Here is an 11,932-nt window from a genome sequence, read left to right as displayed (position 1 = left end):
CCGGCCGGAAAGAGGATCCGGGCATGTCCGAGCAGAATCGCCAGACATCCGACGGTGCCGCCGGGACCTCGGGGGGCGCCCCGTCGCGGCGGGCGCTGCTCGGCTGGGGCGGCGCCGGGCTCGCGCTCGGCGCGGTGGCGGCCGGCGGCGCGGTGGCCGCGGTGGGTTCCGGGGACACCCCCGTGACGGCCGCGGACAGCGGCGCGGCGGTGCCGTTCCACGGCGTGCACCAGGCCGGCATCGCCACCGCCGTCCAGGACCGGCTGCACTTCGCGGCGTTCGACGTGACGACGAAGGACCGGGCGGAACTGGTCGCGCTGCTCAAGGAGTGGACCCGGGCGGCCGAGCGGATGACGGCCGGCCACGCGGTCGGCGACGGCGCCTACGGGGGCCTGGCCGAGGCGCCGCCGGACGATACGGGCGAGGCCCTGGGACTCAAGCCGTCCCGGCTGACGCTGACGATCGGCTTCGGCCCCTCGCTGTTCGCCCAGGGACGGTTCGGTCTGGAGGACAGGCGCCCGGAGGCCCTGGTCGACCTGCCGAAGTTCCCGGGCGACAACCTCGACAAGGCCCGCAGCGGCGGCGACCTCTGTGTCCAGGCGTGTGCGGACGACCCGCAGGTCGCGGTGCACGCCATCCGCAACCTCGCCAGGATCGGCATGGGCCGCACCGCGATCCGCTGGTCCCAGCTGGGCTTCGGCAAGACGTCCTCGACGACGCCCGACGCCCAGACCCCGCGCAACATGATGGGGTTCAAGGACGGCACCCGGAACATCTCCGGCACCGACACCGCCGCCCTCGACCAGCACGTCTGGGTCGGAGGGAAGGACGGGAGCGGCTGGATGACCGGGGGGTCCTACCTGGTGGCCCGGCGCATCCGGATGCACATCGAGACCTGGGACCGGACCGGGCTCCAGGAGCAGGAGGACGTCTTCGGCCGCGACAAGGGCGAGGGCGCCCCGGTCGGCAAGGCGAAGGAGCGCGACGAGCCGTTCCTGAAGGCGATGCTGCCGACGGCCCACGTACGCCTCGCACACCCCGACACGAACGACGGGGCGACGATCCTGCGGCGCGGCTACTCCTTCACCGACGGCACCGACGGCCTGGGCCGGCTCGACGCCGGGCTGTTCTTCCTCGCGTACCAGCGCGACACCCGCAAGGCTTTCGTGCCGCTGCAGCGGCGCCTGGCGGCACACGACGCACTCAACGAGTACATCCAGCACGTGGGTTCGGCGCACTTCGCCGTCCCGCCGGGCGTCCGCGACAAGGACGACTGGTGGGGCCGGGCGCTGTTCTCGTAACGGGACTCGAAGCGGAAAGGGAACCGAAACGTGTTCAGTAACTTCCTGATCGGCCTGCGCGAGGGCCTTGAGGCCAGCCTGGTCGTCTGCATTCTCATCGCGTACCTGGTGAAGACCGGCAACCGGCACAAGCTGCTGCCGATCTGGCTCGGTGTGGCCATCGCGGTCGTCGTCAGTCTGGCCTTCGGTGCCGGTCTCGAATTCGGTTCGCAGGAGATGACGTTCAAGGCCCAGGAGGCGCTGGGCGGTTCGCTGTCCATCCTCTCGGTCGGCCTGGTCACCTGGATGGTCTTCTGGATGCGCCGCACCGCACGGCATCTGAAGGCGGAGCTGCACGGCAAGCTCGACGCGGCGCTCGCGATGGGCACCGGCGCCCTGGTCGCCACGGCACTGCTCGCGGTGGGCCGTGAGGGCCTGGAGACCTCGCTGTTCGTGTGGCGTGCGGTGCACGCGGCGGACGACGGCTGGCATCCGATGATCGGCGCGCTGCTGGGCATCGCCACGGCCGTCGTGCTGGGCTGGCTGTTCTACCGCGGTGCGCTGAAGATCAACCTGGCGAAGTTCTTCACCTGGACCGGCGGCATGCTGGTGGTCGTCGCGGCGGGTGTCCTCGCGTACGGCGTCCACGACCTCCAGGAAGCGGAGTTCCTCGGCGGTCTGCAGAACCGGGCGTTCGACATCAGCGCCACGATTCCGCCGGACAGCTGGTACGGCACGCTGCTGAAGGGCACGTTCAACTTCCAGCCCGATCCGACCGTTCTCCAGATCACGGTGTGGGCGCTGTATCTGATCCCCACCCTCGCGCTGTTCCTCTCCCCGGTAGGGTTCGGACGGTCAGAGGGCCCCGCAGCGGGTGCGACGGATCAGAAGGCGCGGAAAGCAACGGATGAGAAGCCTGAGGCCGGTTCGGCTGGCGACGGGGCTCGCGGCAGCGACGGTGCTGAGCATGACGGCGAGCGGGTGCGTGACGGTGCACGGCGAGCTGGAAGTCGTCCCGGGGGCGACACGGCCTGAGGCCGCGCAGGCACTGGAGGCCTTCACCACCGCGTACAACGCGGCGGACAAGGCATACGACCCCGCGCTGGACGCGGACCGGGTCACCGGTCCGCTCGGCGCGGTCAACCAGGCGGGCCTGCGGGCCCGGCAGAAGAACTTCCCGAACGGCAACGCGAACCACCGGCCGCTGGAACTGACCGACGCGCACTACGTCATCCCGAAGAAGGCCGGCTGGCCGCGGTGGTTCCTCGCGGACACGGACTCCAACCGCGACCAGGACAGCGGGAAGCTCGACACCCGCTGGCTGTTCGTCTTCGTCAAGTCCGGGCCCGACGCGCAGTGGAAGGCGGCCTACCTGTCGGTCGTCACCCCCTCCCAGCTCCCGGACTTCGCGAAGGACGGCGAGGGGCGGGCCGTACCGGTGGCCGCGGACAGTCCGGAACTGGCGGCGGCTCCCGCGGACTTGGGCGCGCAGTACACGGGATACCTGCAAAAGGGCACGCCCGACGTGTTCGCCCCCGGAGCGGCCACCTCGCAATGGCGCGACGCCCGCCTGAACACCCGTCGGGCCGGCTTCTCCTACCAGTACGTCGATCAGCCGCTGAACAGCGGGACGTTCGGGACGCTCGGCCTGGAGACGGCCGACGGGGGCGCGCTGGTCTTCTTCAGCAGCAAGCACTTCGAGCGGCAGACCGCGGCGAAGGGGCTGCGGCCGACGGTCTCGCAGGACGTCGCCGCGCTGCTGACCGGTGAGGTGCAGAGCACGCTCACGAAGGAGCGGATCTCCAGCCAGTTGGTGTACGTGCCGAAGAAGGGTGCCGGGTCGGGCAAGGTGATCGTGCTGAACCGCGTCCCGGGGCTGACAGCCGCGAAGGGGTCCTAGGCGGATCGGGTCGTTCCTGCCGGGGCTGACAGCTCGGGTCGTTCCTGCCGGGGCTGACAGCCGCGAAGGGGTCCCGGGCGGATGCCGTACCGGGACCGGCGTGGCGAAGGGGTCCGGGTACGGACCCCTCTCCCCCACTCCCGCCCCGGCTACCGGCTCAGCGGCCAGGCCACCGATTCATGGTCGACGTCGCTCTGCTCCGCCGAGCCCACGAACCGCGCGCACGCGTCCGTCAGGGTCTCCAGCAGGGTCAGCGGGTCGGGCAACGGGTTCTCCGGCCCCCGCACCCACCGCACGTCCAGCTCACCCGGGAGCATGGCCGGCGGCAGCAGCACGTAGCTGCCTCGGCAGTGCCACCGCAGTCCGGGGTGCTCGTCCATCGTCTCGGGGTGGCAGTCCAGCTCGCACGGCCACCACTCGTCCTCGTCCTCCGGCGTACCGCGCGTCGCCGTGAAGAAGAGCATCCGGTCCTCGCCGGACGTGGCCACCGGGCCCACGTCGATACCGGCGGCGAGGAGCCGCTCCAGCGCCTGCGTGCCCGCCGACAGCGGGACGTCGAGCACGTCGTGGATCATGCCCGTCGCGGTGATGAAGTTGGCCTGCGGCTGGCTGCGGGCCCAGCGCTCGATCTGCGCGCGGTCGGTCGTGGACTGCGTCTGCCAGGCGAAGGAGATGGGATGCCTGGCGGGGGTGGGACAGCCGACGCGTTCGCACGAACATCGGTAGCCGACCGGATGGGCGGCGGGCGCGATCGGCATCCCGGCCTCGGCGACAGCCAGGAGCAGCGCCTCCCGTGCGGTGCCGTCGACATCGCTCTGCTGCGGTTTGGACCGACGGCGCAGCCAGTGGGAAAACCTGTTCTCTGAGCCGCGACCGCGGCTGAAATCGGCGCCCATCTATCCCCTTACCTCAAGCGTTGCCCCTGCCCATGGTCCCACCATCCTGCGCTTCGGGTGGCCAGAGTCCGGAAGCGGGGTACGACGGCCGATGGCCCCCCGCGACTGATATCGCACCTATTGTCATGAAATGGCAGATGAATTCCAGGTGATCGGAGCCCCTGAAGGGGGGTCGCCACCGTTCTCGCGGGGACGAGGCCGTCACACGTCACACAGCTGTACGGAACCACCCGATCGGTCCACTGCGCGCACGGCCCGGACGGCGCACCATGAACTCACGCACACACCCGTGCGACGCACCGGCCGCAGCGGCCACCAATGCCGCAGCGACGATTCGTGAGGAGCCCTCATTGCCTCGTGAAGCCACACCCCGCCGCTACCTGATGTGCGCCCCGACGCACTTCAGGGTGACGTACTCCATCAACCCGTGGATGGACCCCACCAAGCCCGTCGACCTCCCGCTGGCCCAGACCCAGTGGGAGGACCTGCTGGGCCGCTACCGCGCCCTCGGCCACACCGTCGAGCTGCTCGCACCCCACCCGGAACTGCCGGACATGGTCTTCGCCGCCAACGGGGCCACCGTCATCGACGGCCGGGTGCTGGGGGCCCGCTTCGCGTACGAGGAACGGTTCCCGGAGGCGGCCGCCCACCGCGACTGGTTCCGCGGCCACGGCTTCACCGAGATCCATGAGCCCGTCCACGTCAACGAGGGCGAGGGCGACTTCGCGGTGACGTCCTCGTACGTCCTGGCGGGGCGCGGCTTCCGGTCGAGTCCGCTCTCGCACGACGAGGCGCAGGAGTTCTTCGGACGGCCGGTGATCGGCCTCGACCTGGTCGATCCGCGCTACTACCACCTGGACACGGCGCTGAGCGTCCTGGACGACGCGGCCGACGAGATCATGTACTACCCGGGCGCCTTCTCGCCGGGCAGCCGGGCCGTGCTGGCGCGGCTCTTCCCGGACGCGCTGATCGCCGCCGAGCCGGACGCTGCCGCACTCGGGCTGAACGCGGTGAGTGACGGGCTGCACGTCCTGCTGCCGCAGGCCGCCACGGGCCTGTTCGACCCGCTGCGCGGGCGCGGCTTCGAACCGGTGCCGATGGATCTCGGCGAGCTGCTCAAGGGCGGCGGCAGCGTGAAATGCTGCACCCAGGAATTGCGGGACAGCCCTTAGGGCGTGTTCTGAACGAGAGGCCTGGCCGTCCGGCGGATCAGGGGCCCGCGGGCCCCTCGTCCGTGTCCTGCGGGGGCGGCCAGGCGTCGCCCCAGTCGATGTCCCGGGCGGCGCGGTAGAGCGTGCCGTGCCGCTTGGTGACCGTGGCCCGTCGCAGGGCCTCGTCCCGGGTGCAGAGCTCCAGCAGCACCTGGCCCTTGCGGATCTGCGGCCGGCGCGTGATCCGGGCCTCGACGGGCCGGGGGGTGAAGCGGGTGGCGACGACGTAGCTGAACTTCTCGTCCTCGTACGGCAGCGAGCCGCCCTTCACCTTCCGGTGCAGCGAGGAGCGGCTGACCCGGGCCGAGAAGTGGCACCAGTCCGTGCCCGGCTCGATGGGGCAGGCGTCGCTGTGCGGGCAGGGTGCGGCGACCGTGAACCCGGCGGCGGTCAGCCGGTCCCGGGCCTCGATGACGCGGGTGTAGCCGTCGGGGGTGCCGGGCTCGACGATCACGACGGCCTGCGCCGCACGGGCCGCGGCGTCGACGAGCGCGGTGCGGGCCTGGGGTGTGAGCTCGCCCAGCACGTAGGAGACGGTCACCAGGTCGGTGGCGTCGAGGTCGAGGTCCTCGCCGATCCGGGCCCGCTGCCACTCGGCGGCGCGCAGCCCCGGGAGGCCGGAGGCCCCGGCCAGTTCGCGGCCCAGCGCGAGCGCGGGCTCGGCCCAGTCCAGGATGGTGGTCCGCGGCCCCTCCCAGACCCCGGCGACCGCCCAGCTCGCCGCTCCGGTGCCGCCGCCGACATCGGTGTGCGTGGCCGGCACCCAGTCGGGGGCAGCGTCGCGCAGGGCGTCGAGCGCGGACCGTACCGCCTCGAAGGTCGCGGGCATCCGGTACGCGGCGTACGCGGCGACGTCCGAGCGGTCGCGGAGCAGCGGGGTGTGGGTGGGAGTGGTCCCCCGGTAGTTGGCGATGAGCCGGTCGACTGCCTGGGCGGCCTGCTTGGGCGGCAGCCCGTCGAGGAGTCCGGCCAGGGCCGCGCGCAGGGCTTCCGCGGTGGGGAGGGTGTCGTTCACCGAGGAATTGTAGGCGGACGCGAACGGCCCCGGACTCCGCGCGGGACCGAAACGGAATGGCCCGGGGACCGAACTGTAAACGCATACACGCCAGTTGCTACGCTGACCGCCGCTAGGTCGTGTCGTGCCCAACGGGGGGACCATGAGACTGAAGTTCGGGCGCCTGACCCCGGTCGGCGGTGGGAGTACGAGGCAGAGGGTCGTGCGCCTGGCTCTGGTCGGTGGGCTGGTGGTGCTGGTGCTGCTGCTCCTGCTGTCCGCCGGCGGTGGTGACAGCGGCGACAAGAAGAACGACGCCGTGCCGAAGAAGCCGGTGAAGAAGAGCGCGGGCCCGGCGACGCAGCTGACCGTCCCGTCCGCGTACACGACCCGGCGCGGCTGGGAGCTCATCGGGACGTCTCCCGACTACGCGCTCTCGCGGACGACCGGGCGGCTCGCCTATCTGGTGCGGACGGCCGAGGGCGAGTACCAGCTGCGGACGATCGACCCGGAGACCGGGCGGGCCGGCTGGAGCGGGGACGCCTGGCGCCCGCCGGCCGCGCTGCACTTCCCGAAGCTGCTGACCGTGGCCACGGACGACCAGGAGTACTTCGTGACCTGGGCGTACGGGAAGGTCGGCGAGGACGCTCCGGCGCCGGCGGACCGGATCGTCTCCCTCGACGTGTACTCCGTGGAGGACGGCAGCCGGCAGCGGGTCGAGGTGCCGTGGACCTCGGTGCCGACCATCAGCGTCACCGGTCCCGGCATCGTGATCGGCGACGGCCGCGCCACCAGTGTGGTGGTGGACCCGGCGACCGGCAGGATCACCAAGGTGCCCGCCACGGCGCTGAAGTATCCGAAGGGCTGCACGGCCTGCAAACAGCTCACCGAGGTGCGCGGGCTGACGTCGAAGGGCCTGCTGGTGAGCGGGGCGCGGGAGTTCTGGGTCCAGGGCGGCTGGTTCAGCCGGAATGTGGCGCCCAAGGGCACCGACAAGCAGAGCGGTGTCCCCACGTCCGTGGCCCCCGGCGTGGTGCTGGCCAGGTGGCAGCTCGCGAAGGGCGCGAAGCTCGCCGGCAGCCACGAGCTGTGGACGGTGCACGACACGAAGACGGGCAAGGCCCTGGCCTCCGTGCAGTGCCACAAACCTGCGATCGCACCGGGGCAGTACCCCCAGGCAGTCGTCTCGTCGTCGGGCGACTACCTGGTGGCCGGGAACCTCGCGTTCGATCTGCAGGCCGGCAAGGGCTACTGCTTCGAGGACACCGAGGGGTCGAAGACCCTCGTACTGGCGTCCGTGACCGACGGCGGCACGGCGTACGGGGCGACGAACGTGCGCAACGCCGCCGATGTGCTGGCCGGCGGCGGCTTCCCGGTCGAGGCGGACCTCTCCGCGGGGACGACGGACATGCTGTCGCCGAACGTGCGGGTGCCGGGCGCGGAGGCCGCGGAGGGCGTCGGGCTGTTCCGCTGGACCGACGACAAGGACCGGCTGCACCTGATCGGCTACCCGCAGGCGGACTGACGCCCGCGGGCAGCCCGGTGCCCCCTCGGCGGTCTCAGGGCCGCACGGCCCGCTGCTGCCGGGGCCGGCACATGCCCAGGAAGCACGCCATCGCGCCCAGCGCGCACACCAGCTGCACGACGGCCATCGGCACGGCCGTGGCCTCCCCGGCGATCCCGACCAGCGGCGAGGCGACGGCGCCGATCAGGAACTGGGAGGTGCCGAGAAGCGCCGAGGCGGAACCGGCGGCGTGCTTGGTGCGCATCAGGGCCTGGGTGTTCGTGTTCGGCATCGCCAGGCCCATCGCCGACATCAGCACGAAGAGGCCGGCCGCCACCGGAACGAGTCCGACGTCCCCGAAGACCCCGGACGTCATCAGCAGCAGCGCCGTCGCGGCCAGCACGATGACCCCGAGGCCGAAGCCGAGCACCTTGTCGAGGCTGACCCGGCCGACGAGGATCTTGCCGTTGATCTGGCCCACGGTGATCAGCCCGATGGAGTTGATACCGAAGAGCAGGCTGAACGTCTGCGGCGAGGCGCCGAAGATCTCCTGGATCACGAACGGGGACGCGCTCACATAGGCGAAGAGCGCGGCGAAGGCGAGGCTTCCGGCGATCATGTAGCCGCTGAAGACCCGGTCGGCGAGCAGCCCGCGCATGGTGCGCAGCGCGTCCGCGATGCCTCCGGTGTGGCGCTCGGCGGGCGGCAGGGTCTCGTGCAGCCACTTCCAGACGACGAGCGTGAGCAGGACGCCGACGACGGTGAGGACGGCGAAGATGCCCCGCCAGTCCGTGAGCCGCAGGACCTGTCCGCCGATGACGGGGGCGATGACCGGGGCGACGCCGGAGATGAGCATCAGCGTCGAGAAGAACCTGGCCATCTCCACGCCGTCGTACATGTCGCGCACGACGGCCCGGGCGATGACGATGCCGGCCGCGCCCGCGAGGCCCTGGAGCAGGCGGAAGCCGATGAGGAGTTCGGCGGTCGGGGCGAAGACGCAGATCGCGGTGGCGAGTACGTAGACGATCATCCCGAGGAGCAGGGGGCGGCGCCTTCCCCAGCGGTCGCTCATCGGGCCGACGACGACCTGGCCGAGTGCCATGCCGGTGAGGCAGGCGGTCAAGGTGAGCTGGACCGTCGCGGCGGGTGCGTGCAGCGCGTCGGTGACGGCGGGGAGCGCCGGGAGGTACATGTCCATGGACAGCGGCGGCAGCGCGGTCAGTCCGCCGAGGACCAGGGTGACGAGGAGTCCGGTGCGCCGGGCGGTGGCGGCGGCGCCGGAGGGAAGGGGGGCGGGTCTGCCGGGAAGTCCGGTTCCGGCCCCGGTGACGGGCGTGGGTATCTGCTGGGGTCGGCTGACGCCGCTCTCCGGCATTCTCATCTCCATAGTTGTTGAATCCGCCTCTATGCTCTCAGCTCAGCCGGAATGGTCGAACACCTTTTGTGGGAGCGTGCATGAGCAGGACTGTCCGTTGGGGCGTGCTGGCTACAGGTGGGATCGCGGCGACTTTCACCGCGGACCTGCAGGCGATGCCCGATGCGGAGGTGGTGGCCGTGGCCTCCCGTACGGACGCCTCGGCGAAGGCGTTCGCGGAGCGGTTCGGGATACCGCGGGCGTACGGGAACTGGGCGGCGCTCGTCGCCGACGAGGACGTCGACGTGGTGTACGTGGCCACACCGCACTCCGCGCACCGGGAGGCGACGGCCCTCGCCCTGGAGGCCGGGAAGCACGTGCTGTGCGAGAAGGCGTTCACGATCAACGAGCGCGAGGCCCGGGAGCTGGTGGAGCTCGCCCGGGACCGCGGCCTCTTCCTGATGGAGGCCATGTGGACGTACTGCAACCCGGTCATCCGGCGGATGACGGAACTGGTGCGGGACGGGGCGATCGGCGAGATCCGCACCGTACAGGCCGACTTCGGCTTCGCGGGTGACTTCGGCGCCGAGCACCGGCTGCGCGATCCCGCGCTGGGCGGCGGCGCCCTGCTGGACCTCGGGGTCTATCCGGTGTCCTTCGCGCAGCTGCTGCTGGGCGAGCCGGACCGGGTGCAGGCCCATGCGCTGCTGTCGCCCGAGGGCGTCGACCTGAACACCGGCATGCTGCTGAGCTGGGACTCGGGGGCCAACGCGCTGCTGTCCTGCTCGCTCGTCGGGCACCACCCGACGGCCGCCACGGTCATCGGGACGGCCGGGCGGATCGACTTCCCTGAGGGCTTCTTCTTCCCGAAGCGCTTCGTGCTCCACCGCGACGGCGAGGAGGCGCGGGAGATCACCTCCGGTCCGGGGCCGCAGGGCCTGACCGGGATGCAGTTCGAGGCGGCCGAGGTGATGCGGGCCGTCCGGGCGGGCGAGACGGAGTCCCCGCTGGTACCGCTGGACGGTTCGCTCGCGGTGATGCGGACGCTCGACGCGGTACGTGAGCGCGTCGGCGTCCGCTACCCCGTGGACGGCGTGGTGCCGGTTTCGTAGGGGCTCCGACCCACGCGGTCAGGCCGGGTTGAGGCCCTGGTCGCCCACCTCCGTGACGAACGAGGCGGCCGTCGTCACCGGGGCGCCGGGCGTGGTGACGGCGGACACCGTGCGGTAGTCGGCGCGCGCCTGGCGCTCCTGGAGGGAGACGAGGACGTAGCCGCGGCGCCCGTTGTAGAACTTCATGTGCGGGTTGGCGGTCGTCTGGCTCGTCCAGTTGGCCGGCTTCTCCGCGCCGTTCTTGCCGCTGGCGATGGAGGTGGCGACGATCTCGGTGCCGACGGTGCGGGAGGCGGGGTCGTCGAAGTCCCGCTTCAGGTCGAAGGCGTATCCGACGTGCACATCGCCGGTGAGGACCATGAGGTTGTCCACTCCGGTGGCCTCGGCGCCCCGCAGGATCCGGTCCCGGGACGCCGGGTAGCCGTCCCAGGAGTCCATGGAGAGCTTGTAGGCGTCGGTCGGGACGTCGCGCCGCTGGGCGAAGGTGACCTGCTGCGGTACGACGTTCCAGGTGGCCTTCGAATGGCGCCAGCCGTCGATCAGCCAGCGCTCCTGGGCGGCGCCGGTCAGGGTGCGCGAGGGGTCCTCGGACTCGGGGCCGGGGGTCTGCCAGCCGTCGCCGTACGCCTGGTCGCTGCGGTACTGGCGGGTGTCGAGGATGTCGAACTGGGCGAGCCGGCCGAACTGCAGGCGGCGGTAGAGCTTCATGTCCGGGCCGTCCGGCCGCTGCGGGGTGCGCAGCGGCTGGTTCTCCCAGTACGCGCGGTAGGCGGCGGCCCGGCGGATCAGGAACTCCTCGGGCGGCACGTCGTTCTCGGGGGTCTCGCCCGCGTAGTCGTTCTCGGTCTCGTGGTCGTCCCAGGTGACGACGAAGGGGTGCGCGGCGTGGGCGGCGCGCAGGTCGGGGTCGGACTTGTAGAGGGCGTACCGCAGCCGGTAGTCCTCCAGCGTGGTCGTCTCCCGGTTGAAGAGGGCGGGCAGGGTGCGGTCGGTGTAGTTGCGGGCCCCGCCGGTCGCGGTGACGGCGTACTCGTAGAGGTAGTCGCCGAGGTGGAAGACGACGTCGACGTCCTCCTCGGCGAGGTGCTTGTACGCGGTGAAGTAGCCGTCGTGGTAGGCCTGGCAGGAGACGGCGGCCAGGCTCAGTTCGCGCTTGTGTGCGCCGGGGGCGGGGGCGGTGCGGGTCCGGCCGGCCGGGCTGGTCCACTGTCCGGCGCGGAAGCGGTAGTAGAGGACGCGGTCGGGGGCGAGGCCCTTGACCTCCACGTGGACGCTGTGGTGGAACTCCGGGTGGGCGAGGGCAGTGCCGCGCCGGACGATGTGCCGGAAGCGCTCGTCGCGGGCCAGCTCCCAGCGCACCTCGACACGGGCGGCGGGCAGTCCGCTGTCGGGCTCGAACGGGCGGGGTGCGAGTCTCGTCCACAGCAGGACGGAGTCGGGCAGCGGGTCACCGGAGGCGACGCCGAGGGTGAACGGGTCCTCGCCGATCTGCCGGCTGTCGAGCTCGGCGGCGCTCGCCGCTCCCGCGGCCGGCAGGCCGACGGAGAACGCGAGTGCGGCGGCGGCTCCGGTGACGGTGAGAAAGCGGCGGCGACCGGTGTGCCGGGCCGCGTCGCGCAGCTCCTGCTGGTGCGATGAGTGCGTCATCTGTCCCTCCCCTGACTGGTGTTGTGGGGGAAGT

At 71.6% G+C, this 11,932-nt stretch carries 10 protein-coding genes; 6 read left to right on the top strand and 4 right to left on the bottom strand.

What is annotated here, in order from left to right; all coding sequences use genetic code 11:
- Positions 1 to 23: 23 nt before the first annotated feature.
- From efeB to ACGFZA_RS18570, 3 genes are read left to right on the top strand one after another with little or no spacing between them, the layout of a single operon-like run.
- Positions 24 to 1,301, top strand: coding sequence for an iron uptake transporter deferrochelatase/peroxidase subunit (gene efeB / locus ACGFZA_RS18580; protein WP_385280534.1), 1,278 nt, complete (start codon positions 24 to 26; stop codon positions 1,299 to 1,301).
- 30 nt (positions 1,302 to 1,331) lie between these two features.
- Positions 1,332 to 2,315 carry an iron uptake transporter permease EfeU gene (gene efeU, locus ACGFZA_RS18575; protein ID WP_385280536.1) on the top strand — a complete coding sequence of 328 codons (984 nt, stop codon included), beginning with the start codon at positions 1,332 to 1,334 and terminating at the stop codon, positions 2,313 to 2,315.
- A complete protein-coding gene (locus tag ACGFZA_RS18570; protein WP_393680263.1) occupies positions 2,248 to 3,180 on the top strand; it encodes a hypothetical protein in 933 nt (310 codons plus the stop codon). The genes efeU and ACGFZA_RS18570 overlap by 68 nt, the downstream gene beginning before the upstream one ends.
- Before the next feature lie 149 nt (positions 3,181 to 3,329).
- Here ACGFZA_RS18570 and ACGFZA_RS18565 read toward each other — a convergent pair whose 3' ends face one another.
- Entirely contained in the window at positions 3,330 to 4,076 is a 747-nt protein-coding gene (locus tag ACGFZA_RS18565) for a bifunctional DNA primase/polymerase (RefSeq protein ID WP_385280543.1), read from the bottom strand.
- A 269-nt stretch (positions 4,077 to 4,345) separates the two neighbouring features.
- Between ACGFZA_RS18565 and ddaH the strand changes: the two genes are divergently transcribed.
- A complete protein-coding gene (gene ddaH / locus ACGFZA_RS18560) occupies positions 4,346 to 5,248 on the top strand; it encodes a dimethylargininase (protein WP_385280545.1) in 903 nt (300 codons plus the stop codon).
- A gap of 37 nt (positions 5,249 to 5,285) precedes the next feature.
- Here ddaH and ACGFZA_RS18555 read toward each other — a convergent pair whose 3' ends face one another.
- Entirely contained in the window at positions 5,286 to 6,302 is a 1,017-nt protein-coding gene (locus tag ACGFZA_RS18555) for a small ribosomal subunit Rsm22 family protein (RefSeq protein WP_385280548.1), read from the bottom strand.
- A gap of 142 nt (positions 6,303 to 6,444) precedes the next feature.
- Here ACGFZA_RS18555 and ACGFZA_RS18550 point away from each other — a divergent pair, with 142 nt between their 5' ends.
- Entirely contained in the window at positions 6,445 to 7,806 is a 1,362-nt protein-coding gene (locus ACGFZA_RS18550; RefSeq protein ID WP_385280550.1) for a hypothetical protein, read from the top strand.
- Positions 7,807 to 7,840: 34 nt separating this feature from the next.
- Here the strand turns inward: ACGFZA_RS18550 and ACGFZA_RS18545 are convergent, their stop codons facing one another.
- Positions 7,841 to 9,160, bottom strand: a complete 1,320-nt coding sequence (locus tag ACGFZA_RS18545) for a multidrug effflux MFS transporter (protein WP_385280553.1) — start codon at positions 9,158 to 9,160, stop codon at positions 7,841 to 7,843.
- An 80-nt stretch (positions 9,161 to 9,240) separates the two neighbouring features.
- On the opposite strand from ACGFZA_RS18545, the gene ACGFZA_RS18540 reads away from it, so the two are divergent.
- A complete protein-coding gene (locus tag ACGFZA_RS18540; RefSeq protein ID WP_393680259.1) occupies positions 9,241 to 10,251 on the top strand; it encodes a Gfo/Idh/MocA family protein in 1,011 nt (336 codons plus the stop codon).
- 18 nt (positions 10,252 to 10,269) lie between these two features.
- On the opposite strand, the gene ACGFZA_RS18535 is transcribed toward ACGFZA_RS18540, so the two are convergent.
- Positions 10,270 to 11,898: an alkaline phosphatase D family protein gene (locus ACGFZA_RS18535; protein ID WP_393680257.1), complete on the bottom strand. Its 1,629-nt coding sequence runs from the start codon at positions 11,896 to 11,898 to the stop codon at positions 10,270 to 10,272.
- Between the last annotated feature and the right edge of the window lie 34 nt (positions 11,899 to 11,932).

Origin of the sequence: Streptomyces sp. NPDC048211 (assembly GCF_043202315.1) — a bacterium.
Classification (GTDB): domain Bacteria; phylum Actinomycetota; class Actinomycetes; order Streptomycetales; family Streptomycetaceae; genus Streptomyces.
Note: the sequence above shows the minus strand (reverse complement) of the source record. Positions and strands in the feature narration are given on the sequence as shown.